The organism is Paenibacillus alba, assembly GCF_013204855.1.
GTDB classification, from domain to species: domain Bacteria; phylum Bacillota; class Bacilli; order Paenibacillales; family NBRC-103111; genus Paenibacillus_E; species Paenibacillus_E alba.
Window position 1 is genome coordinate 299,616 of the sequence record NZ_JABMKZ010000004.1, and the last position, 23,189, is coordinate 322,804.

19 protein-coding genes and 2 pseudogenes are annotated in these 23,189 nt (G+C 45.5%); 10 read left to right on the plus strand and 11 right to left on the minus strand.

All coding sequences use genetic code 11. The features are described from left to right. Window positions 1-17: 17 nt before the first annotated feature. Window positions 18-593: a cysteine hydrolase family protein gene (locus tag HQN90_RS08315; protein WP_173217305.1), complete on the minus strand. Its 576-nt coding sequence runs from the start codon at window positions 591-593 to the stop codon at window positions 18-20. Between the two features lie 122 nt (window positions 594-715). Here HQN90_RS08315 and HQN90_RS08320 point away from each other — a divergent pair, with 122 nt between their 5' ends. After that, window positions 716-1,327, plus strand: a complete 612-nt coding sequence (locus HQN90_RS08320; RefSeq protein ID WP_173217306.1) for a TetR family transcriptional regulator — start codon at window positions 716-718, stop codon at window positions 1,325-1,327. A gap of 45 nt (window positions 1,328-1,372) precedes the next feature. Here HQN90_RS08320 and HQN90_RS08325 read toward each other — a convergent pair whose 3' ends face one another. The 3 genes and pseudogenes from HQN90_RS08325 to HQN90_RS08330 all read right to left on the minus strand — a co-directional run bounded on the left by HQN90_RS08325 (window position 1,373) and on the right by HQN90_RS08330 (window position 6,823). Further along, window positions 1,373-5,845: an S-layer homology domain-containing protein gene (locus HQN90_RS08325; RefSeq protein ID WP_173217307.1), complete on the minus strand. Its 4,473-nt coding sequence runs from the start codon at window positions 5,843-5,845 to the stop codon at window positions 1,373-1,375. Window positions 5,846-6,086: 241 nt separating this feature from the next. Beyond that, window positions 6,087-6,332: pseudogene (locus tag HQN90_RS38600) on the minus strand (polysaccharide deacetylase family protein); the annotation flags it as partial. A gap of 29 nt (window positions 6,333-6,361) precedes the next feature. Further along, window positions 6,362-6,823: a hypothetical protein gene (locus HQN90_RS08330; protein WP_173217308.1), complete on the minus strand. Its 462-nt coding sequence runs from the start codon at window positions 6,821-6,823 to the stop codon at window positions 6,362-6,364. A 71-nt stretch (window positions 6,824-6,894) separates the two neighbouring features. On the opposite strand from HQN90_RS08330, the gene HQN90_RS08335 reads away from it, so the two are divergent. After that, the gene (locus tag HQN90_RS08335) at window positions 6,895-7,500 is read left to right on the plus strand and encodes a CGNR zinc finger domain-containing protein (RefSeq protein WP_173217309.1); all 606 of its coding nucleotides are present in this window, start codon (window positions 6,895-6,897) and stop codon (window positions 7,498-7,500) included. Between the two features lie 133 nt (window positions 7,501-7,633). Here the strand turns inward: HQN90_RS08335 and HQN90_RS08340 are convergent. Both HQN90_RS08340 and HQN90_RS08345 read right to left on the minus strand, forming a co-directional pair. Further along, a pseudogene (locus tag HQN90_RS08340) lies at window positions 7,634-9,162 on the minus strand (IS1182 family transposase). A gap of 559 nt (window positions 9,163-9,721) precedes the next feature. Continuing rightward, window positions 9,722-10,633, minus strand: a complete 912-nt coding sequence (locus tag HQN90_RS08345; RefSeq protein ID WP_173217310.1) for an aminoglycoside phosphotransferase family protein — start codon at window positions 10,631-10,633, stop codon at window positions 9,722-9,724. 201 nt (window positions 10,634-10,834) lie between these two features. On the opposite strand from HQN90_RS08345, the gene HQN90_RS08350 reads away from it, so the two are divergent. Beyond that, window positions 10,835-11,452 (plus strand): TVP38/TMEM64 family protein, encoded by a 618-nt coding sequence (locus HQN90_RS08350; RefSeq protein WP_173217311.1) that lies wholly within the window; start codon window positions 10,835-10,837, stop codon window positions 11,450-11,452. 88 nt (window positions 11,453-11,540) lie between these two features. Here HQN90_RS08350 and HQN90_RS08355 read toward each other — a convergent pair whose 3' ends face one another. Together HQN90_RS08355 and HQN90_RS08360 are read right to left on the minus strand one after the other, a co-directional pair. Next, window positions 11,541-12,275 (minus strand): (S)-benzoin forming benzil reductase, encoded by a 735-nt coding sequence (locus tag HQN90_RS08355; protein ID WP_173217312.1) that lies wholly within the window; start codon window positions 12,273-12,275, stop codon window positions 11,541-11,543. 177 nt (window positions 12,276-12,452) lie between these two features. Beyond that, the gene (locus tag HQN90_RS08360; protein ID WP_173217313.1) at window positions 12,453-13,907 is read right to left on the minus strand and encodes a serine hydrolase domain-containing protein; all 1,455 of its coding nucleotides are present in this window, start codon (window positions 13,905-13,907) and stop codon (window positions 12,453-12,455) included. Between the two features lie 357 nt (window positions 13,908-14,264). Here HQN90_RS08360 and HQN90_RS08365 point away from each other — a divergent pair, with 357 nt between their 5' ends. The 5 genes from HQN90_RS08365 to HQN90_RS08385 all read left to right on the plus strand — a co-directional run bounded on the left by HQN90_RS08365 (window position 14,265) and on the right by HQN90_RS08385 (window position 17,924). Beyond that, the gene (locus HQN90_RS08365) at window positions 14,265-14,711 is read left to right on the plus strand and encodes a GNAT family N-acetyltransferase (protein ID WP_173217314.1); all 447 of its coding nucleotides are present in this window, start codon (window positions 14,265-14,267) and stop codon (window positions 14,709-14,711) included. Window positions 14,712-14,910: 199 nt separating this feature from the next. Further along, complete coding sequence (locus tag HQN90_RS08370; protein WP_173217315.1) at window positions 14,911-15,480, plus strand: class I SAM-dependent methyltransferase; 570 nt, start codon at window positions 14,911-14,913, stop codon at window positions 15,478-15,480. 36 nt (window positions 15,481-15,516) lie between these two features. Further along, window positions 15,517-16,149: a DedA family protein gene (locus HQN90_RS08375; RefSeq protein WP_173217316.1), complete on the plus strand. Its 633-nt coding sequence runs from the start codon at window positions 15,517-15,519 to the stop codon at window positions 16,147-16,149. Next, the gene (locus HQN90_RS08380) at window positions 16,127-16,825 is read left to right on the plus strand and encodes a response regulator transcription factor (protein ID WP_173217317.1); all 699 of its coding nucleotides are present in this window, start codon (window positions 16,127-16,129) and stop codon (window positions 16,823-16,825) included. Before HQN90_RS08375 ends, HQN90_RS08380 begins: the two co-directional genes overlap by 23 nt. Further along, complete coding sequence (locus HQN90_RS08385) at window positions 16,818-17,924, plus strand: HAMP domain-containing sensor histidine kinase (RefSeq protein WP_246362152.1); 1,107 nt, start codon at window positions 16,818-16,820, stop codon at window positions 17,922-17,924. The genes HQN90_RS08380 and HQN90_RS08385 overlap by 8 nt, the downstream gene beginning before the upstream one ends. A gap of 659 nt (window positions 17,925-18,583) precedes the next feature. On the opposite strand, the gene HQN90_RS08390 is transcribed toward HQN90_RS08385, so the two are convergent. The 3 genes from HQN90_RS08390 to HQN90_RS08400 form a co-directional block, all read right to left on the minus strand. Continuing rightward, complete coding sequence (locus HQN90_RS08390; protein ID WP_173217319.1) at window positions 18,584-18,916, minus strand: hypothetical protein; 333 nt, start codon at window positions 18,914-18,916, stop codon at window positions 18,584-18,586. 151 nt (window positions 18,917-19,067) lie between these two features. Then, complete coding sequence (locus tag HQN90_RS08395) at window positions 19,068-20,210, minus strand: zinc-dependent alcohol dehydrogenase (RefSeq protein ID WP_173217320.1); 1,143 nt, start codon at window positions 20,208-20,210, stop codon at window positions 19,068-19,070. A gap of 144 nt (window positions 20,211-20,354) precedes the next feature. Beyond that, window positions 20,355-21,284, minus strand: a complete 930-nt coding sequence (locus HQN90_RS08400; protein WP_173217321.1) for an AraC family transcriptional regulator — start codon at window positions 21,282-21,284, stop codon at window positions 20,355-20,357. A 118-nt stretch (window positions 21,285-21,402) separates the two neighbouring features. On the opposite strand from HQN90_RS08400, the gene HQN90_RS08405 reads away from it, so the two are divergent. Further along, complete coding sequence (locus HQN90_RS08405; RefSeq protein WP_173217322.1) at window positions 21,403-22,212, plus strand: phytanoyl-CoA dioxygenase family protein; 810 nt, start codon at window positions 21,403-21,405, stop codon at window positions 22,210-22,212. 52 nt (window positions 22,213-22,264) lie between these two features. Further along, window positions 22,265-23,122 (plus strand): NHL repeat-containing protein, encoded by an 858-nt coding sequence (locus tag HQN90_RS08410; RefSeq protein ID WP_173217323.1) that lies wholly within the window; start codon window positions 22,265-22,267, stop codon window positions 23,120-23,122. The last annotated feature ends 67 nt before the right edge of the window (window positions 23,123-23,189 follow it).

Below are 23,189 nucleotides of genomic sequence, written 5' to 3' on the forward strand. Positions count from 1 at the left end.
CATAAGAACCCTGATTTTTAATCCAAAGTTTCTGCCCATGCAGCTACGGTCATGACTTCCGCTTGTCGTGGGAACACTTTCTCTATGAGCACACGGTGAACCTCAGGGTCGGCATCCAGGCAGGCATCTGAAAGAACAGTAAGTGCAAAGTCTTTGTCTGCGGCTTCACGCAATGTCGATAGGACAACGCCGCTCGTGGCAATGCCGCCGAGAACCAGCGTGTTGATCTGGCGGGAACGAAGGATGATTTCCAGATCGCTCCCCGCAAATGCGCTAACACGAAGCTTAGTCACAATTGGCTCGCCTGGCTTGGGTTCCAAGGAGGAATGAATTTGAGTAGCTGCATCCGTAGGGCCCATTGCGCCCATTCCCGTTTCAGAAATCCGTGAGAACGACTTGTTCCGCGGGCTTATCTCAGGATGCCCATCACGAAATGCGAGCCGCACAAAAATAACTTGGATGCCGCTTCGCCGCGCAGTTTCCAACGCTTTTTGGAACGGAACCAACGCTTCGCTACGTTCCGAGAAACGCGAAGTAATGGCATTTTGTACATCCATGAGCAACAGTGCAGTGTGATTAGATTGATTTAGCATATGTTGTACGCTCCTTTTTATTATGTTAGTATTAACCGGAGAACTCTCCATTTGATAATAAACGGAGACGTCTCCACTTGTCAATAGTACTTCACAATGGATGTTTAGGAAGTGATGAAATCGTGAATGATACAGAAGAAACTCAAGGACGCTCCGAACGTCGCGATGCCGCCGAGAACCGCCAGCGCATCTTAGATGCGGCCCTCCGGCTATTCGAGCATAACGGCGTCGAGCAGGTCAGCATGAATCAAATTGCCACGGAAGCAAAGATCGGTCCGGGTACGTTATATCGCCGTTATCGTAACAAAAGCGAATTATGCCTCGATTTAATGAAAGAAAACATCATCATTCTTTTTGAAAATATTGAAGCTCATTTGACTCAAAATCGGACAGCACCGGCCAGTCAGCGGTTAAAAGGCGTCCTCATTTTATTTATCCGGTTCAGGGAGAAAAAATCCCAGCTGCTTACAGGCGTCGAGGAATCCACTACAACGAATCGCTTTAGATCCCGAACGCAAAGTCCTCTGTATGTTGAGCTGCATCAACTGCTCGTCGGGCTGTTGGACGAAATGACGGTAACCGGACATACCCCACCGGACAGCGTGTTTAAAGCCGACATGCTGCTGATGGCGTTAAGCAGTGATTCCTATTCCTTTCAAAAAGAAGAGCGAGGCTATTCGTCCGAGAAGTTTTTGGAACAAATTTGGCTTACGTTCAATTTTCAGGATGTTTAGTTAATAAATAAGAAAAAGAGCTGCGACTTTGCAGCTCTTTTCCTTTTACGGATTGATCAAACCAGCCTGTTGAAGAAGGCGTTCCGACATTACGGCAACCTCAGCTCTTGATATGTTCCCTTTTGGTGCAAGAACACTTTCCGCTCGCCCAGCAACGAGACCTGTCTGCAAGCAAATGGATATACTTTGTTGCGCCCAATTTGAAGCTTGATCGGCATCCTGATACTTGTTCAAGAGAGTTGTATTCGTTGATTTCTCCTGAATGCCTGTTAACTTAAGCGCTTCAGCCATGATCATCATCGCTTGTTCTCTATTCAATTTATTCGTTGGCCGGAAACTGCCATCCTCATAACCTGCTATCAGTTGGTTAGCAGCGGCAGTTTGTATCGCAGCGTGGTACCAGTCAGTCGATGCAACATCGACGAATAATGCGTTTCCATTTTGCGGCTTCAAGCCTAACGCCCGAACGATAATAGCGATGAACTCCGCTCGCGTAATAGCTTGATCCGGGTTGAAGTGCTTCTCGTCTTGTCCCTGCAGGACCATTCTAGAAACCAAATCATTCACTTCTTTTTTTGCCCAGTGCTCTTGAACGTCTTCAAATTCGATACGGTGTGAGATCAGAACGTAAACACTATTCGTCAAACTATTTATCTGGGCCCAATACTTGCCATCGATGTACACAATCTTAGTCGGTACGTGTCGTAGGGTACCGTCTTGGTCGATCACAACTGCCGTCGTGATTTGACCCACATCGGCTTGATTGTGGATAGCCAGCATTCTTCCTACATAATTGCTGAACTGTGAAATCTCTTTTGTTTGTCCCTTATAGCTTGCAATCACCTTAAAATCAACGGGTGAAGATTTCTGTTTCAGATCGCCATTGGAAACAGTATTCTTTACAAGCTGCAGCATATCTTCTGTCGGTTTAACAATTTGAATCTGGATGACAATATCTTGAAGCTCCACATTATCACCGAACTGTTTCTGCAAGCTTTCAACTTGAATCTGGCTTGCTGGTAAGGTATAGGTGGCTACCTCGGTTTGTAGTTCTAGCACAGCCCTCTTTTGTTCCATACTTTTAACCATTTGCCCCGTCAGTTTCCCTATGAACCCATCTGTTTTATCCGAGTTTAACAAAATAAGTAGACTTCCATCTCCGCCCTCGGATAAGCGCTGCTCCAGCTTCTTAGCATCAATAGTATATATTGTTGTGGAGATAGCGCCTTTTTCTTCTTTGGCTATGGTGCCTAGTTCTCCTGCTCCATTAGGAACAGGAGGCTTTTCCGGAGAAGGGGTAGATGTGTTGCTCCTCCCACTATTCGATTGTTCCTCCATATAAGGCACTGCACTCACTTCGTTCGATGCTCCACTTTCTCCGCCTGGATTATCAGCTTTAACGATAAAGTAATAAGTCGTACCATTGTTCAAGTTTGCTGCATTATAGGTGTACACCGAGCTGCTTACGGTTGCAAGCTCGCTTCCATACTCACCCGATTTCGTACTGACAAAGATATGATACTTCGTTACACCATCCATCGGCTCCCAGCTAAGGCGCACTTGCCTGATTCCAGCAACAGAGGACTTAATGACTGGCGCTTCAGGAGGAGACACTTGCGGAGTTGCGCTCACTTCGTTGGATGCCTCACTTAATCCACCTGGATTGTCCGCTTTTACAATAAAATAATAAGCTATTCCATTGGTCAAATTCGTGACATCATACGTATAAACGGAGTCGCTCACAGTCGCAATTTCACTATCATAGAAGCCTGAACGATCACTAACAAAGATATGATAATTCGTTACACCATCCATCTTCTCCCAGCTAAGGCGCACTTGCGCATTGCCGGGAACTGCGTACGTCACTATAGGTGCTCCTGGTATTGATACTTGCGGCGTTGCTCCTAGTTCATTGGAAACTTCGCTCTCCCTTGCGCTACGAATGGCCTTAACGACGAAATAATACTTAGTACCGTTAGTTAACTTTTCGGCCTTGTACGTATAGACATTATCACCAACTGTTGCTATGGGTGAGTCGTATGAACCAGCTGATGTGCTGGCATAGATGTGATAATTCGTGGCCCTTTCCACCTTACCCCAGCTCAGGTTCACGTAACCGTCTCCCGCTATTGCAGATTGCAGTTGAGGCTTGCTAAGTTCCGCCACAGTAACCGTCGCCGTAGCCTTGAATTCACCATTTGCTGTTTTGGCTGTGATGGAAGCGTTGCCAAGACCTGCCGCAGTAACAACTCCATTCTTGTCAACCGTAGCTACATTCACGTTACTTGAAGACCATATCGCTTGATTGTTTGTTGTATTTGCTGGCAGCACTTCTGCTGTCAATGACTCGGTTTCGCCAGGGATTAAGGTTAAAGCTGGTTTGTTCAACGTGATCGTTTCCGGTAATACTTCTGGACCATACACTTCAAACTCCCAAAGGGAATAGCCATACTGCGTAGCCCTCACGGTACCATACATTCTTACATAGCGGGCATCAGTCTGATTAAAAGTAATTTTCTCATATAAACCTTTGCCGGTGGTTGTACTATACACGGTATTCCAGGCTTGCAAATCATTCGACACCTGAATTTGATAGCTTTTGGCATACGCAGTTTCCCAGTAAAGCCCTACTTCATTAATAGACTTCATGGCTCCCAAATCGACATATATCCAACCTGGGTCAATGGCTCGCTTGGAGCCAAAACGCGTTGACATATCCCCATCAAAAGCCCACGGCGCCGTATCCACCGCACTGTCATTGGAAGATGCAACCGCCGGTTGACGAAGGGCCAAATTCGTCTTTGGCCTAGGTTCCGGGTTCTGAACCGGTTTAATGGTGATGCCGCTATAATTATCCTTATTCGTGAAATTCATCTCATATAAGCTTGTTGCAGGCTGGGTTTTTCCCGGCAAGTAGACATTTTCAAATGTAACTCCGCTTATGGGGGCATCCGGCAAGCCTTTTATTTTGGCAGCACCTTCGCCAACATCACGCACGGTAATATTTTTGACCGTAATTCCTGAGATAGGACCTACGCCCAAATTGCCGCCATTCGCCGTAAACAACGTCATCCAAGCACTGTTGTCCTCGTTGAAGCCGCTAATATCCTCGACATCCATGTTCTCGAAAGTAACATTGCTTACAGCACCAGAGCCATATTTGTGATGAATCGCAAATCCAACAGCAGCCTTGTACACGACTCCATCTCGAAAGATAATGTTATTCTGATTTTGCATAACCCCTTGGCCAATTTTGAAGCCATAACATAACGTCCAGGAGATGGCGTCCTCAAAGAGAACATTGCTCACAGGCTGTGGGCTACCAGGCCAGGGTACTTTTCCTGAAGCAATATCTGTCGTCTCTTTCCATGCTTTCGTCGAGAACGGATCATCGAGTGCAATGCCGATGGCATTTCTTACCACGACATTCTGCGACTCGCAGACGTCTATTCCGTCATTTTCCCCCATACCCAAACTGTTAAAAAACTTCATATTCGTAAAACTAAGATCATGGGATCTCACTGGGGTAACCGCCCAAGCAGCGGATTCTCTGATAATAATCCCATCCATTTTGAAATTGGAGGTCGCGATAGGTACAACCAGATTGTTAATCATACCTTTTCCATTTGTCGATTTGTCAGCATATAGCGCTGCGCCATTCCCATCAATGGTTCCGCGTCCATACAGCTTAATATTGGTTGAATCAAAAGCGGTGGAGATCCACCAGGTTGCTGGCCTGCTCATTGAATCCTTGTACCAATGTTCCTTATAATCGGTCGTTTTCCCCGTTCCTATAAACGCTGCCCCAGGCTGCATATAAAGCGCTGTATTACTTTTCAATACCAGATTGCCAATATAATATTGCCCAGCAGGAATGTAAACGATCCCTTGCACACCATTCCCTGCTGTTGTTCCGTAGCTGCTTGCATCGTCAATCGCTTGCTGAATCGCTGCTGTTCTAGCTGCAACCCCCGTCTGATCTCCTGTTGAGGTTACTTGGTAAGGGGCATGCCCGACATTGAATATTCCTGCTCCCGTGGATGCGGGAACATCCGTTTCTGCGGGGTCAGCCGCAATTACGAGACGCGTCTTCCTGCTATTCATTGTCACAATCAAATACTCGTCTTTCTGCGTGGTGAACGTCAAAGTCCGACCGACTACGCTGTCCGGCTTAATCCCCAGTTTCATGGGGCTGATCGCGTAGTCATGAACTTTGTCCGTATTAAGAATCGTAACCTCAAAGGTAACCGGTCCATCGGACATGGAAAAATTCGCATAATCATAATCGTCAAAAGCTTTGATGACGGGAATATCCACGCCATTCGCCTTTAAGGTGTAATTGACTGAAGCGGCATACTTTCCAGGTTGGTTGTAGGGAAATATCACTGCCTTCGGCACTGCTGTATGGCTGTTAGCCCCTCCTTCCGCCTCAACCCCTGTACTCAATGGGTTAAAAAGAAACCCTACCGCAAAAACAACTGTCATGATCACACTGAATAACCGCTTAACTGTTGACATCTGCCTATGCCTCCCTCCTACTGTGCAAACAAATCTCTGGTTTTGTTCGTCCGCCGATTCATTATATCAAGGGATTCCTTTGGCAATAATGCGGTAAAATCAAGTTTAAGGGCAGAAATTTGTAGATGATGAACGTTTATCCCTTCGAATGAGTTCGTTAGCAAAATCCCAGTCAAACACAAAAATAACGGAAAGAACCTAGCCGTTGGCTAGGTTCTTTTCGAGATCTTGTTCACGATCACTATTTTTGATTATGATTAGGGCATATGTAGAGCTCACTAACCGTTACAAGCTGGTAACCTTCTTCTGTTAATTCCTTGCTCAAAATTCGAACGGCTTCCATGGTTTGGGACCGGTCCCCGAAGCCGTCATGAAAGAGAAGGATGCTCCCGCATCCAACCTGCTTTCGGGTCGAATCGAGAATATGCGCTACTCCAGGCATCTCCCAATCATTGGCTTCTCCGTTGAGAGCTCCTATGACATGATACTCCAGTTTTTTTAATGTTTATGTCTGACTTAGACTTTGATCGCTTTGATCATCTGTCGTATCGAACCGAGGTGGTAGGCGGAGTGAGCGATCACTCCCAACAGACAATTCGATTTCTGTTCATCTAAGGAGTCAAGTAAATCAATCTTTTTAAGTAGTTTTGTGTATTCTTGTTGAAGTTCATCATTAAATTGTGTCCATGTGATTTTATCAACGTTTGTGATTTCCCATGACGCGTCCCAGTCCTTCTTGGGTTCTTCTTCATTTAAGTAGTAATTCGCAACCCATAAGTAATAGCGGGTATGATCCGTTTGTGCGGCGATTGTTGTACCATTGACAGGTATCGAAGCATCTTCTGCCGATAATTTTTCAAGCGTTCCGAATAAACCGCTACCAGGCTTCGCTTCTGTGTACCAACTTGCGTTTTCTTCAGGTCCATCAAATGTTTCCTTCAACAATGTTCTAACAGCTTCCAACATCGGATTGTCCATCTCAGTACCTCCTGAATTTATTTATAACCATCAAAATTACTTTAGATGGTTATAGTAAAGGAGTTTTGATCATGTCTGAAGCGAACCCTTATATGATGGTCGGAGAACGTTTGTGTATGGATTTCATTAATACCGTCAGTTGGCGGGAGAGTACTGAGAAAAGGCGGGATTGGTTTACCAGTTACGCCAAATTGGTCGACTGGTGCATCAATGCTGAAGTCTTGACCGGACAACAAGCAAAAGCTCTTCTTTTAAAAGCGGAGGAGCAACCGTCTGAAGCGGAAGATGTTCTGAAGCAGGCAATCGAAATGCGGGAAACCATGTATCGAATCTTCAAATCCATTTCAAAGGAAACATCGCCCCACCCGCCAGACCTGGAATGTTTCAATGTAGCAGTGAGCCACTTCTATCAAACTTTGCAAGTAATCCAAGAAAAGGATCATTACACTTTGAAGTTCAAGCATACCGAGAAAACCTTGGACACTATGCTCCCTCCGATTTTGCAATCTGCTGTAGATTTACTCGTTTCCAAAAACGACCTGGAACGAGTCAAACAATGTGAGGGAGACGCTTGTGGATGGTTATTCTTCGATACGAGCCGGAACCGGAGCCGCCGCTGGTGTTCAATGGCCGATTGCGGTAATCGTGCCAAAGCGCGACGATTTTACCAAAAATAAAAGTGATCATAGTCCCGTTGGGTGACAAGTAAGTTTTGAAGTGCAAGAAGAGGCCGTCCCAAAAGTAAGAACTAATGACTTCTAGGACATGGCTGCCATTCAGAAAAATGTTTTTTTAAAAAGTGCAAAGGAGTTAAGCGGCTTTCATGTGCTTAACTCCTTTGCTTTTTGCGTCTACGGCCGCTTTCTTCAACAAATTATGGGCAAGCGAAAGCCACCCGACCTCTAAGCTTACTTTAGGCAAGCCACGAAGCAGGAATCTTTTGAATCCTCGGTTGTTCTTGATATCACCAAATACAGGCTCCGGTTCAATCATCCGCCGGACTGCTAACGCATAGCCTTCTTCGCTGCGAAGTTTTTCTCGTGCCTAATTCTTTAATCGTAAATACTTTAAACTTACTTTAACTTCGCGATTCCCCTGTGCTTTGGTACACTGCGATTTTAGTGGACAGCCTTCACAACTTGCACTCCGGTAATGACGGTATTCGATTTCGTATCCGCTTTCCGTTTCTCCTTGCTTACTCTGCGAAATACGAGGGTTTGTCCAGCAGCGCATGTCCATGTATCTTGCTCGGCGTCATAGGTCCAGTTGTCGATTTTGCTTATATCTTTTTGCCATGCCTTGCTTTTTTCACGGTGATACATGCTGTATTTGACAATAGCTTCAGTTTCATTTAGCTCTAAATAATCGTAATTTTCTTCGCCGCTGTAGCCTGCATCAGTAATAACGGTGCTTGGAATCTTACCCAGCTGCGATTTTACTTTTTCAAGATGAGGGATGAGACATCGCGTATCTGTAGGCCGCTGGTGGACACTGTATCCGAGGATGAATTGATTTTCGGTGCCAATCTGCACATTGCAGCCCGGCTTGAGCTGACCATTACGCATGTGATCTTCCTTCATTCGCATGAACGTGGCGTCTTTGTCGGTCTTACTGTAGCTGTTCCGATTTCCTAGAGTTTCTTCATGGTATTCATATTTTTGAAGGCGAGGGAGTAAATCTTTACGGAGCGCACGCACCGCCTTCTTCAGTGGCTTGTCCTTTGGTTTTTCTTGCAGCTTTTCTTCCAGTTGCTTAACGGCATTCTACAGCTTTTCACTCGTTATCTTCGAAGTTTCGCCTAGTTCGTACAGATCCCCGCCGCCATGTGCTCGTTCTTCTTGTTTCTCCGTTTCTTCGATGGTGGCAAACAACGTCTGAACTTTTTCTTGAAGCTTGGCTTTGTGCTTTACGACAGCTTTGCCCCAAACAAACGTATACCGATTCGCATTGGCTTCGATTTTGGTTGCATCGACAAAGTAGTGTTCAAGTTGCACGTAGTCTTCCTCGGCCAGAAATTGGAGAACTGCCGTAAACACAGTCTCCAGAACGGCTTTCATTCTCTCGGAGCGAAACCGGTTGATGGTGCGGAAGTCGGGACGCTGTCTGCCGGCGACCCACATGAACATGATATTTTCACGGATAGCCTTGGCGATCTGCCAGGAGGAATAGATGCGCTGCGTGTAGGCGTAGATGATGACCTTGGTGAGCATCTTCGGATGATAGCTGTCTCGTCCGCCTCCAGGGTAAGCCGCGTCAAAAATAGTGTCGTCAAGCCGGTTCACGGCTGCATTCACGACGCGAACGAGGTGATTTTGAGAAATGTCTTCCTCCAAATCCATTGGCCGTGAAAGTTGGTTCCAGTCATTTCTATGACTTATGGGACACCCTCACTCGATTCTCCATTCCTATTTTATTTTCCTACGATTGCTCATCTTTTGATGACTTTGAAGCAACTGCAGGAACAAATTCCTGCAAATCTACATCTTTTTTGCTCAGAATCTACCTGTAGAACCTGAATTCCTGCGAATCTGCATCTTTTGATGAAGTTTTTCAATTTTTAGGAAGAATAATTAATAAATTCCTGCATAATTGCAGTTTTTTTCATTTTTTAAGCGATTTTGTTGAAAAATCCTGCACTTTTGCAGTTTTTACTCGGATAACACTGGCATATTTCCGGTGGAATTTGGCAACAGGTTGGGGGTGTAGCTGAATAGGCAGTTGCAGTTGCAGTTGCAGTTGCAGTTGGAGTTAGAGTTAGGGTTAGGCGTACCAGTTGGAGCCTTTAAAATAGAAGAGGCTGCCTCGAAGTCATTTTCGACTTTTGAGACAGCCTCTTTTTCGTGAAAATATGATGACAAATAAAGATTTGAAGGATTGTATTACCTTTTATAATAGACCTCAATCCAGAAATTTGGCAAAGCGTTCTGTAATTTGGATGCCTCTCTGCCAATCCGTTCCTCCGTCTTCAATCGTCCAACACGCCTCCAACACACCTCGCGCCACACCCCACATCGCTATTCGACGAGGGTCAAGACCAAGGCGATCGGCCATAAACGCTATCCTGTCCCGAAGCACCTGCTCGCAGTCCCCACCCCGATCCTCGTAGTTAAGCAGATATTGGATCGTATCAAAATGGATGTCGCCGATGATACCTTTGGGGTCAATGACAGCCCATTTCTCTTCGCCTTGGTGAAGTATGTTATCATGATGCAGATCGCCATGCAGTAAGAGATTCTCATTTGTGGTCGCGATGAGATATTCCAGACATTCTTCGGCATTCTCCACCCAGCTCGGAGGCAGAGGCATGTCATCTTTCATGTCTTTGAATCGCTCTCGGTATCGCTCAATTGCCCCGAAATGCTGCTTCATTGACGGGTACAGACTGCCAGTTGGAGGCGAATGGTGAAGGTGGCGAAATACGTCACAAAAGATGTCCGTCGCACGCGCATCATCATCAATTACCGATAACGGTGTGCCAGGCTCGGCCCCCTCCAGCAGTGCTACTCCCCATTCCTCGTCAGCATCAAGCACATGAATCGCCCCTCGGCCCTCATAAGCGCGAAGAACACTAACTTCTCTGAACAGCTCCTCCTTCATGAAAGATGATTTAAGGACGACTGGTGTCCCATCGCTGCGGGTTGCGCGGAGCACGAAGTTATAGGATAAATTGGAAAATGGAGCTTGTGGACTAAAGCCAAAGCGGCTTGCACAGTCGGTGATCAGTCTAGGTAGCGACTCCGACCATGCGACGCCTTTCTCACCGTGGAGTTCGTGCATTCTTTTAATAAATGTATCAGGGATCAAAACCATGCTGGAATGGCTCCTTTCAGCGATGTAGTCATTTACAAGAAACACGTTTAAATACGGATATAAAAGTTTAGTTCTTTCCTTCTTAATCCTGCTGAGCGTTAAATCATTTAAATCAGAATAACACAATCCGTTTGTGTGTTACACTAAGTATGATCAACACCGCCAAAAGAAAGACTCAGACCAAGGGAGCCACCTTACCAAATGAAGAAATGGTACACCATCTGCACGTATCTCGTGCTCATACTCATTGTCTATGTATTCAAAGATGAAATTTTGCATTGGATGCAGTATGGGGATGCGCCCATTCTGCTTATTTTTGCGGCTGCGCTCGGTTTTATTATCGTGCCGGTCATCCCCTACAAAATAGTTATCGGCATGCTCGGGTTTATGTACGGTCCATTGCTGGGCGCTTTGATCAGTTGGACTGCTGCTTCCGTGGCGTCTGTCATTGTTTTTTGGCTGGCACGCTACTTGTTTCAAAAGCAGGGCCGCGCTTACTTGTCCAAGTACGAGAAGCTGGAAAAGCTCCAAGTCGCGATTGAAAAAAATCCGTTCCTGACTATTTTATTGGCTCGACTGATCCCGGTTATTCCTCAGGCTGTCGTTAATGTCATTCCTGCCATTACTTCCATTCCGGTCGTCACTTTCGCCGTTGCGTCCGCATTGGGCAAAATTCCTGCCATGCTCCTGTTTGCGTTCATCGGCAGCAATCTGTTTGCTGGCACCAGCAAGCTTGTTTTGTCCGTCGGCGTGTATGTCCTTTTTTTGGCGTCCGTCTACGTCGTTTACCGTGTCTGGCTTAAGAAGCGATGGCTTTAAGCCGTTATGCGGAAGTCTTCTCCGACGTCATGAGAGCTTTCGCAGGTGTTACACACCTTCGCTTTAGCGCAACGCGCCGCCGCTATCCCTAGAGCTCTTCAACAACAGTGCCCTGAATGAATTGATCCCCAAGCAATAAATTGACTAATTGTTCAGCTGTAGCAGCTGGGGTAGCAAGCATCCCGCGATCTTTTACCATTTTGAAAATTTCCGCAGAAGCAAACGTTTCTATCTTTGTATTTCTTGCTTCTTCCTGCAAACACGTATCAATCATCCCGGGCCAAACCGATACTACCTTCACTGCGAATGCTTGGTTTCCTTGTTCGACTCCAACACATTTCGTAAAAACATCCAAGCCAGCCTTTGAAGCAGAATAAGCACTCATTCCAGGAAGATGATGTTTAGCAGAGCTGGAAGAAATATTCAGTACCCGTTTCTCAACCTGAAGTTCCTCGGAAAAACGAATAAATAATGAGGTCAATAGCATCGGAGCAAGTAAATTCACTGTAAGATTATGTTTAAATTCTTGAGCACTTCCTTGTTCAACCCGAGACAACGGTGAAATGACTGCTGCATTATTAATCAGATAGACTCCTTCTATACTTGCCTTATCCATTTTGCTGAATGCTTTTTCCATCATAGCATCCACTTGTTCGACGTTGTTTAAATCAAATTCCAAGTAATCCATGTTACTGCTTTTTGCCATTAAGCTTTCGTTGATTTTTCTTGATATACAAATGAGGTGATGGTCCGGAGAAATAAGCTTATAGGTAATTGCCTCGCCTAGACCGCGCGATGTCCCAGTAATTATAAAATACTTCAACTGCGTCCCTCCTTTTTTAGTACCTAGTATTAGTACCTACCCAAATATAACCCATTATATGGAACTAATCAATAAATGCGAAAAGAGCAGCTGCCGTGGCAGCTACTCTTTTTTTAAAACTATCCGTTGCTTTACGATATTTCAAACTTAAACCACTCCTATTTAGAACCCCATACTTTATTGCTCCAACAACCGTTCGCCTCTCATCAGTAACGTTTCTTGCGGCCCGAAGCTAACGTTCAGAATAATTTCGAATGTGAGTTGTGTCCCCTCTGAACGGCAAACGACTGTATGGCAAAACGGTGTCTCTAAATATCTCACAGTCAGCTCCAGCGTATCCGGATCTCTCCAAGTAAAGCTGACTGCAACTTGCTGTTCCAAGCCTTGATTCAAGCTGGATTTTTGTTCGATCCACGCCCCCCGGCCGCACCGGAAATGGTGATCGCCAATTTGATCTCGAAGCTGGATACTCGCTTCACCCTCGTCAAAGCGAATAGTGAACGTATCCCAACGCAGACTATTTTCCTCAAGTTGATACTGCCCGGCAAACGCCGTTTCTTGGGGAGATGAGACTCCTAATTGCGGTGGTTGAAGGCACAACTGCTGTAGCCGCTCCGCTAACTCGATAGCTGATTCCTCTAAATACGGCAGTGGTGTTGGTACCATAGCTGGCAGCAAATGCGTCCATATTGCGTCAAGCACTGCTTGCATATTATTCAGTCCTGCTGTAATCGCAATGACAGCGTTTTGCTGCGGCATTACGATGCAAAATTGCCCGAACGCACCGTCGCCCCTGTATGCATCATGTCGGCAGCTCCAGAATTGATAGCCGTATCCTTGAGCCCAATCGCTCTCACCGCCGTCGCCGTTCGAAATTTGCTTCGAAGTTGCTTCCGCCACCCACGCTTCAGGAATGATACGATCTCCATTCCATATCCCCTGCTGCAAATAAAGTTGTCCGAATTTGGCGATGCTTTCCGTTGTAAGGCTAAGCCCCCAACCACCTGCGTGAATGCCGCGCGGACATGTTTCCCACGTTGCATGATAGATCCCGAGTGGATCGAGCAAACGTGGCTGCAAATAGTCCATCAGAGATTGTCCGGTTACTTTGTGTAAAATCGCAGAAAGCATATAAGTTGCCCCGCTGTTATATACGAAATTAGTTCCCGGTGCGTGCTCGACCGGCTGCTGCAGAAAGGCTTCGGCCCAGTTGCCGTTCTCATTCTTCCTAAGCGAACCCAACGTATCTTGCGCATGCCCTGTTCCCATCATCAGCAAATGACGAATTTGCATGGCCGACAAATTCGGCAACACCTCATCCGGCGTCTCGTCTGGAAAAAACGATATCACTTGATCGTCCAGAGAGAGGATGCCTTCTGAAACAGCTAGTCCGATGGCGGTTGAAGTAAAACTTTTGCTGAGCGAAAATAGTAAATGCGGAAGCTCAGCCACATACGGATTCCACCATCCTTCGGTGACGACGAAGCCGTTTCTGAGCAGCATGAAGCTATGAAGCTCCAGATTGTGTGTTTCTACCGCTCCCAGAAATGCCACAATGGCTGACGAGGGCAGACCCTGTGCCTCAGGGGTGCTGCGGGGCAAAGCAAGCTCGTTTTTCACATTCAAACTCATAAAATAACCACTCCATCCCAACTCAAAGTTTGGTGATCAATATGACTTCGTTACCGATCTCTATGTGACTATAACCCCTTTGATCTAACATTATCTGAATCTTTTGAGATCGTCTACCATTTTTCACTCTGGATGTAGGCAGCGGTACTATTCCTCTTTTCATTGCTATCAACCGCCAGCCAGTCAACAGCCCAGAATCCAGACAGATACTCGATGAAGTCATGAACACGACATGCATCCCTGAGGGTTACCCCGTAGTCTGCTCTACTAACTATGAAAACTTTGATTTTCTTGTATATTAATTCATTATGCTGTATTATTATACAAAAATAATGTACACAAATAGGAGAATTTATCATGACATTTTATCTAAGAAATGCACAAGCTAATGATGTAAACCACTTAACCGAGTTAATGTACGAATACATCGTTGGTTTTTATCAAAAACCTAGACCAGCCACGGAAAAAGTACATGCTTTAATTCAAACCCTTATGGACGAGCAAAAAGGTATTCAGTTTGTAGCGGAACAAGATGGAAAGTTAATTGGCTTCGCTACGTTGTATTTTGCATTTAGTACGATGAAAGCTGACAAAATCACGATTATGAATGATCTCTTTGTGCTTGAGCAGTTTAGACATACAGAAGTGGAAGCTGAACTGTTTGTCCACTGTCAAAATTACTCGCGAGATCACGGATATGCCTACATGTCATGGATAACAGCTCCCGAAAATAAGCGAGCCCAGCACTTATTTGATAAATTAGGCGGAGCCCAAGGGGATTGGGTCAACTATTCTATCGTGTAAGCAAAGATAATCTGATAAGAAAATAACAAGATCGCGCATGTACTGGCGGTCTTTTTGGCGTTCTCATTTGCCCCAACCGGCGATTCAAATGAATATTCAGTTTTTCTTCAGAATTCCTTTATATTTTCCTTGGTTCGTTCTGCAGAATATTTCTTTACGATGTAGTCATCGGAACTACTGAAGGGAGAGAATCACTTACATGTTGAGTGGACTAAAAGATCAACTGCTTTTTCTATATAAGTTCATGCGTGCGCCGAAGCAAATTGGCAGCGTGACACCTAGCTCTGTTTTTCTAGCCAAAAAGATGCTCGAATCCGTTCCCTGGGGACAGGTGAAGAACGTCGCCGAACTCGGGGCAGGTACAGGCGCGATAACCAAGCAGATGAATAACGTTTTACAGGAAGAAACACAAGTGATGTTATTCGAGAAAGACTCATTTCTGCGCGGCCAATTGATCACACGGTTTCCCGATTATACGTGCCATGAGGACGCATGCATGCTTCAATCGGCCGTACAGAGCGAAGGAATCAATGAGCTGGATTGCATCTTAAGCGGACTTCCATTTTTTAATTTTCCAGAACCATTGCGCGAGAAGCTCATCCAGCAAATCCAAGTCTCACTGAAACCTGGGGGGTTATTTATCGCCTTCCAATATTCGCAGCAGATGAGAAAACGGCTCAACCAACAATTCGATATCGAGCGTATTCATTTTGTCCCCTTGAATGTCCCACCTGCATTCGTATACGTCTGCCGAAAAAGGTTACCCTGATGCTTACGCAAAATCCATATAAGGAGGCTATTGTTTATGAATTATGAAACCCTTCTTTCACTTATTCAGCAATATGGCTATGCAGCTCTATTTTTGGCTTTATGGCTTGGCATAGTTGGCATCCCGATTCCGGATGAAGTTGTTGTCATGACTAGTGGTGCCGTAACGGTTAATGCGCTGCTGCTGCCTCTTCCCGCTTTTATTCTGACCTATTTGGGTGTCTGTTCAGGTTTATCTTTAGGCTATGTGCTTGGCAAATACGTGGGCTCACCCGTGTTAGCTAAATTGCAGCGCAAGAAGAAAATGGAAAAATACTTGCTTTTTTCAGAGACTCTTGTTCGAAAATATGGTAACTTTGGAATATGCATCAGTTATTTTGTTCCCATCATTCGTCATGTAATGCCCTATGTGGTTGGCTCTCATAAAATAACATTCAAACAGTACGCCCTCTACTCCTATACAACAGGGCTGGTCTGGACATTTCTGTACTTTATGATTGGACGATACATTGGTGATCATGCTTGGGAAGCCGGAAATTTAATTTACCAATACAGCCTGCGATTCATTTGGGTGCCGTTCGTGATTCTCGTGGTTTGGGCGCTTATTCGTTATGCCAGAAGTAAAACCAACAAAGGAGGGATTCCTTATGACGATGAAGGTTCTCGTTAGCGACGACGATCCAGAAATTCGCGATGTGATTCGCATCTATTTGCAAAACGAAGGATACCAGGTGTTTGAGGCGGAGGATGGCGTTCAGGCTATTGAATTGCTGCGCCGAGAGCCGGTTCACTTGATTATACTCGACATCATGATGCCTAATATGGATGGCATCAAGGCTTGCTTCAAAATCAGAGAAATGACGAAAATACCCATTATTATGCTCTCTGCCAAAGGCGAGGATATTGACAAAATAACAGGGCTTACCACGGGAGCGGACGACTACTTAGCCAAGCCCTTTAATCCGCTCGAGCTAATCGCCAGAGTAAGAGCACAGCTGCGCAGGCAGATGTTCACGGAAGGAACTGAAGCCAGCAAAGCCTCCGATACTAGCTTTATGGAAATCGACGATTTAGTAATCAATAAGAATAAGCATCTGGTGACAATTCGCGGCAAAGAAGCGACACTTACGCCAATCGAATTTTCCATTCTCGAGCTGCTTGCCGGCCATCGCGGACAAGTGTTCAACGTGGAGCAAATTTACAGGAATGTTTGGAAGGAAGACAAATTTCTATCCGACAATACGGTAATGGTCCATGTGCGCAATATTCGTGAGAAGATTGAAGACAATCCACGTGAACCGCGATTCATCAAAACCGTTTGGGGAGTGGGATATAAAGTTGAATAGTGAATTTCTCTCTCTCTTGAACTGGAAAAAAAGCATTCGGCTGCGCTTGCTGGGGTCACTCCTTTTAAGCCTAATTGTTTCATTTTTTGGAACAACAGTCCTCGCTAATATTTGGCTGTTTCTACTTCCTCATATTGCCATGCCTGAATTAGTCGCTGCAACCACTTCCTTCCTGTCCTTTCTATGCATCTTCCTGCTCGTTTCCTTCTTCTTGATGCGTCATATCGTCCGTTACATCCGGACTCTTGCCGACGGGCTCATGTCGATAGCCAAGGGGGATCTCGATTATCGTGTTCCTTTAACGAGTCAAGACGAGTTGGGGGTTGTCGCCCAAAACATTAATTATATGGCGGAGCAATTGCAAAGCATGATGAATAGAGAACGACAAATCGAGATGTCCAAAATGGAGCTAATCACGCATGTTTCCCATGATTTACGCACGCCTTTAACAAGCATCATCGGTTATTTAAACCTGCTCAAAAATGATAACTATCAAAACCTGGATGAACATAAACGATACATCAATAACACTTATAATAAGACCCAGCAATTGAAAAAGCTGATCGACGATCTCTTCGAGTATACCCGTCTAACTAGCGGCGACGTCAATCTCTCCTTTCAAATAATTGATCTCAGCAGCTTGCTGGAGCAAATCATCATTGAGTTCGAACCGATTGCCCAAGAACTCTCCCTAACGGTCAGGAAGGATTGGGAATTGAAGCCTCTCCTTGCTAACGTGAATGTCGAAAAGTTCGTTCGGGCAGTCGATAACCTGCTCATGAATGCACTCAAGTTCTCCTTGAAATCCGGTGAAATTACCGTTCGACTTACCGAACATAACAATCAAATTATGCTCGCCATTGAAAATTGGGGGATCCCGATAACCGAGGATCAAGAGAAGCAATTGTTCGAACGTTTTTATAAGGCGGAGCCTTCGCGGCGCGATCGCGACATGCTTACGGGCGCAGGACTAGGTCTATCCATTGCCAAATACATCGTCGAGCTCCATAACGGACGAATTGGGCTGACTCATTCCAATGGGCATTTCACCTTTTTTATCGAGCTGCCACGAGAAGTACTCCTAAAAGAAAAGTCTTGAGGAACGTCCCGTGCTCACTTCGGGAATAGCTGGGATAAGCGTCCTGCCCATTTATGGGTAAACCTGTGATTATGCATCTTTTGGTGCTTGGTTTAGTCGGGAGGCTTTTCTTCACGACTGCAGAAGCTTTACTTCACAAGCGGTGTAGCTAATCTACACGACTGAAGCAGCTTTACTTCACAAGCGGTGTAGCTAATCTACACGACTGAAGCAGCTAATCAAGCTAAAGCTCATGCCGCCTTTGGCTTCCACTCCACCCCACCCCATAAAAACTGCAAAAATGCAGGCTTTTTTTAAAATATCGCTTGAAAAGTTGAAAAAGATGCGATTGTGCAGGCTTCTTAGGCATCTTGAGTCTGAAATGGCTAATAAGTCAGAAAAAGATGCATTATCGCAGGAATATGCCTCCAACAGGTGAAATCATGCGAAAAAAGATGCATAATCGCAGGCTTTTACACTTTTTAGATGATTTCGTTAAAAAAGCCTGTACGATGGCAAGTTTCCCCCTATGAAACAACCACTTGCCTGTCCAGCCCTATCCACTGAGGTTTTCTGATTTATTCAGCTGTATCCTTGGAATCAAATAAGAAAAGACCACCTAAGCAATTAGGCGGTCAGAGTAAACGTATGAATTGGAAACATCTGCATGGAGCTCGTCTTTATTTTATTGCTTTTAGCTTATCTTTAATTTTCTTTTCACTAGCTTCCAATGATTTAAGCTTCTGTTCGTATTTCGCAATTTTCGACTTGGATTTTGCAGTTTTCGCTTGTTCCAAAAGCTTCTTAGTGCTTTCGATTGATTTTTCAATGCTGGCAAGCTGACTTTCCAGATTTTTCTTCTGGGACTGCAACGTAGTTGCTTGTTTGCTGATATGTACCGATGTGTGCTGGGTCGCCGAATTCGTTGCCGCAAACGCCGACATTGGGAAAGCTGCAATAAGTCCGGTAATTGTTGTGATGACGGCAATTTTTCTGATTTTTTGAATAAACACAAGTATCCCTCCAGCCTATAAATCAAGTGCAAAGCACTATCATAGCAAGTATACGGGCATTATATTAAAACAAGATGAAAATTAGATGTAAATATTGCTAAAAAAAACCGACAGAATACTTAGTCGGCTTTTTGCTTAGACACATACGTTGTTAAGGTTTCAAAACAATTTTAATAGCATTATCCTCTTTGTTATTGAAGATTTTATAGGCGTGTTCCGCATCATCTAGTCGAACCCTATGGCTAATAATATCCGTCGGATCAAACACACCTTCCTTGATCTGACGGTACAATTCAGGCATATAATGGATAACAGGTGCTTGCCCCATTTTCAGTGTAATATTACGACTAAACAAATCGCCAAAAGGGAATGCGTTATAATTCATCCCATAGACACCAGTTACTTGTATTGTGCCTCCTTTGCGCACCAGCTTCGCAGCCATTCGAAAAGCCCCGAGTCCACCGCCTTGCAGCTTTAATAGCGTTTCTATCTTTTCCACAAAGGTTTTCTCAGAATCCAGTCCTACAGCATCAATTACAACATCTGCTCCACCACCTGTAAGCTCCGTTAGATGTTGTATAAGGTCGTCTTGTTGCTTAAAATTAAAAACTTCCACATGATTTGTCTTGCGGGCATGCTCCAAACGATACTGGACATGGTCGATGGCAATGACGCGTTTAGCCCCTTTCAGCCAAGCGAATTTTTGCACCAGCAACCCAACAGGCCCACAACCCAGGATGATTACGGTATCACCAGGTTTCACCCCTGCATTGTCAACACTCCAGTAGGCTGTAGGGACAATATCAGAAAGAAAGAGGATTTTCTCATCTTCCATTTCTGCATCTTCAGGTACTTTAAAGGGAATAAAATTCCCATAGGGAACTCTGAGGAGCTCTGCTTGTCCTCCTGCGTAGCCTCCGAACGTTTCGGAATAACCGAAATACCCCCCTGTATCCCCATGCAAATATTCATTGGAATTGTCACATTGGCTTTCAAGCTGATGTGTACAATACCAGCATTGACCACAGGCAACGTTAAAAGGCAAAATGACTCTGTCTCCCTTTTTAACCTTGACCACATCTTTCCCTATTTCCTCAACTATGCCCATCGGTTCATGACCAATAATAAAATCGTCTGGCATATTAGGGATCTCTCCATTATACAGATGAAGATCCGACCCGCAGATGGTGGTTGTGGTGATCCGAACTAGAATATCGTCCGATTTCTGTATTTTCGCATCTGGAACCTCTTTTACTTTGACATTTTTCATTCCTTGGTAAGTTAAAGCTTTCATCTCATCACCCTATCCTCTTTCAGTATCATAGGCTCGTTGTATCAACGTCAGGAAAACACCCCACTATAATATGGCCTTTGCAGGCTTATCCGTATACAGAATTGAATTTTGTTTTTACATGTTTGTTCGGTTGGACTAAACAACTTATTCATTTCCTCTCTCCAGCCATAAGATGGAATCCGCATATCGTTTTGGAGGGATCCCTTCGACCCGCTTGAATAATTTGCTAAAATAATACAGATCACCAATTCCTATGATTTCAGCTATTTCCTGTACGGAATACTTTCTTAACCGCAGCAATCGCTTGGCTTCTTCCATTCGCAGTCGCAGCAAATAATCAGCAACGGATTGTCCGGTAGCCTGCCGAAATATCGTCCCGAAATACTTGGGTGTAAGGGCCGCTCGTTTGGCCAGCAATCCCGAACTGATTCGCTCAGTAAAGTGCGCTTCCATATAAGTGATGGCATCGAGCACCAAATCTGCGTGAGAATGCCCTATTCGTACGCCTTCTTTGGACATCAGTTCACTGTGGATGAGTCCGATTAATTGAAGCAATAACGTTTTGAGCCGCAGCGGTGCATCCGTTCTCGATTCCTCGAAGTAATGTCGCAGCTCCCGGAACACTTCATAGAACTGCTGAGCCGCCAAGGGCTGCATTTTCTCTGGAATCTCCATCTCCGCCAGGACTACGGTAGGTCTGTTAGCCAGCCAGCTCTCTCCGGTAGACTCCGCTCCTTCCGCTTTCCTGCCCAAATACACAGAATAAGGTGAAAAATCCAAGCCCTCTCCAAGAAAGACATAATCAAAATGAACGGCAAAACAAAGCATTGGCGCCTCATCCGCAATTAACATTTCATTAACCAAATGGGGCCTGATATGCACAAGATCGCCACTCCGAATCGCATAGGACCGTTCTTCGATCCAGATTGTACCGCTGCCTTTGAGAACATAAATAAACTCGTAATCGTAGATATGCCGCTTCGGCAATCGGCTTCCTGCGGGAAGCTCAACCTCATGCACATAGCGGACATAAGGAGACAGCATTCGGTAATCAACTCTTAATATTTCGCTCATCTATTTCACCTTATATTCATTCGACTTTTTTACAAATAATGAGGAAATTCCTCCATCGTTCTTCTGCTCTCCTCCTATTATAATTGCTATAAACCCAGACACAAGGAGGATTTAAACAATGAACCTACAGTCAAAAGTACAAACCCCGATTACGCAAAAGCATATCGACTTTTATAGGGAAAATGGATTTGTGCAGGTGGACAACATGCTGACTTCGGAAGAACTGGTGGAGCTGCGTGTCTATCTGGAAGAAGCCATGCAAACGGAAAGCGACCGATCTCTAGCAGCGGATCACAAAGGCGGTTCCTATTACCGCGTATTGAACCAAAAGATCAACCTTTGGCGCGACCATGCAGGAATGGGGTCCTACAGTTTCCACCCGCGTTTCGCCCAATCGGCACTCGAGCTGTCCGGCGCCTCAGGTATGCGATTCTTCCATGATCATGGACTTTGGAAAATGCCAGGTGATTCCAAAGCGACGCCTTGGCATCAGGACACCCCCTACTGGCCCATTCAGGAATCCGAAGCGGGCATGATGTCGATCTGGATAACGCTTGACGACGTGAATGAGGACAACGGCTGCATGGCTTTTGTACCCAAATCGCATAAACTCGGCAAACTAACAGGCATCGATTTCCTCAACCCGCAAAATATATTCGACTATATCGAAGGAGGTCAAGCCGAGGGGCAGAAGCCTGTTATTGTTCCGCTCAAAGCGGGAAGCTGCACGTTTCACAACGGTCTGACCTTCCACTATGCCCATGCCAATTCCACGGATAAGCCCCGCCGTGTACTGGCTATCATCTTCACGCCGGACGGCGTCACGTTCGATGGCAAGGAACATCCCGTGACGGACGGACTCGGCTTGAAGGCAGGCGAGCTGATTGCAGGACCACGTTTCCCTCTGTTGGTAAAAGCTAATGTCTGAGCCGCGCTTAATCGCCTAGCCGGTCATTGGCTGGCCTCGTCTGCCAAGCAGCGTGGAGCTGGGCTACACGCACGGCATCGCCGTTGATTCTCAGGATCGAATCTTTATCTTCAACATGAGCCATCATGCTGTTGTTGTTCTCGACTCTGAAGGAAACTATCTGTTTTCTTGGGGCGAGGCATTTGCCCGCGGTGCGCATGGCCTGCATCTAAGCCGCGAAGCAAACGGCGAAGAATTCTTGTATTTGACTGACATTGTCAGGCATCTGGTTGCCATATACACATTGGATGGACGGGAGCTGCTGACAATCAGCGCTCCCCCTCTCTCAACAGCTTATCCTTCTTCAGAGCAATTCAAGCCAACGGATGTGAGCGTTGCGCCTAATGGCGATATCTATGTGGTCGATGGCTATGGGGAGTACTACATTCACCGTTACGATTGTGCTGGAACATGGCTCAGCTCTTGGGGCGGTCGGGGCAGCTGTGACGGACAATTTCAGGAACCCCATGGCTTATGGATCGACACAAGTGGCGCAGAGCCACTGTTGTACGTGGCCGATCGAAGAAATCAACGCTTTCCTTGTTTCACGTTAGACGGTGAGCTGCTGCGCACCTATATCGGTGATTTCCTGCTGCCCTGCGATCTGGTTGGTGACGGAAACCACTATTACATTCCCGATTTGAATAGTCGCGTGACGATAACGGATGCCCAGTTTCGGGTGATCACGCATATCGGTGAGAACCCTAATCAATGGGTGGATGAACGTTGGCCTGACATTCCCGAGTCAGAATGGAAGGATGATCACTTCATTTCCCCGCACGCGTTATGCCTCGATAACCAAGGAAATCTGCTTGTCGTCGAATGGGTGCCGCGCGGAAGAATAACGAAATGGCAAATTACTTACGAATAAACGAGGTATCCATTGTTGAGCAGTAAATAAAGGGCTGTCCAAGAGGTCATTAGAAGACCTTGATGGA

Excerpts from the sequence above, each read along its gene's own strand:
- HQN90_RS08380 (WP_173217317.1), top strand. The coding sequence starts at position 16,127 with ATGACGATGAAGGTTCTCGTTAGCGACGACGATCCAGAAATTCGCGAT.
- HQN90_RS08400 (WP_173217321.1), bottom strand. The coding sequence starts at position 21,284 with ATGAGCGAAATATTAAGAGTTGATTACCGAATGCTGTCTCCTTATGTC.
- HQN90_RS08350 (WP_173217311.1), top strand. The coding sequence starts at position 10,835 with ATGAAGAAATGGTACACCATCTGCACGTATCTCGTGCTCATACTCATT.
- HQN90_RS08405 (WP_173217322.1), top strand. The coding sequence starts at position 21,403 with ATGAACCTACAGTCAAAAGTACAAACCCCGATTACGCAAAAGCATATC.
- HQN90_RS08360 (WP_173217313.1), bottom strand. The coding sequence starts at position 13,907 with ATGAGTTTGAATGTGAAAAACGAGCTTGCTTTGCCCCGCAGCACCCCT.
- HQN90_RS08365 (WP_173217314.1), top strand. The coding sequence starts at position 14,265 with ATGACATTTTATCTAAGAAATGCACAAGCTAATGATGTAAACCACTTA.
- HQN90_RS08370 (WP_173217315.1), top strand. The coding sequence starts at position 14,911 with ATGTTGAGTGGACTAAAAGATCAACTGCTTTTTCTATATAAGTTCATG.
- HQN90_RS08345 (WP_173217310.1), bottom strand. The coding sequence starts at position 10,633 with ATGGTTTTGATCCCTGATACATTTATTAAAAGAATGCACGAACTCCAC.
- HQN90_RS08395 (WP_173217320.1), bottom strand. The coding sequence starts at position 20,210 with ATGAAAGCTTTAACTTACCAAGGAATGAAAAATGTCAAAGTAAAAGAG.
- HQN90_RS08335 (WP_173217309.1), top strand. The coding sequence starts at position 6,895 with ATGTCTGAAGCGAACCCTTATATGATGGTCGGAGAACGTTTGTGTATG.
- HQN90_RS08325 (WP_173217307.1), bottom strand. The coding sequence starts at position 5,845 with ATGTCAACAGTTAAGCGGTTATTCAGTGTGATCATGACAGTTGTTTTT.
- HQN90_RS08375 (WP_173217316.1), top strand. The coding sequence starts at position 15,517 with ATGAATTATGAAACCCTTCTTTCACTTATTCAGCAATATGGCTATGCA.
- HQN90_RS08330 (WP_173217308.1), bottom strand. The coding sequence starts at position 6,823 with ATGGACAATCCGATGTTGGAAGCTGTTAGAACATTGTTGAAGGAAACA.
- HQN90_RS08315 (WP_173217305.1), bottom strand. The coding sequence starts at position 593 with ATGCTAAATCAATCTAATCACACTGCACTGTTGCTCATGGATGTACAA.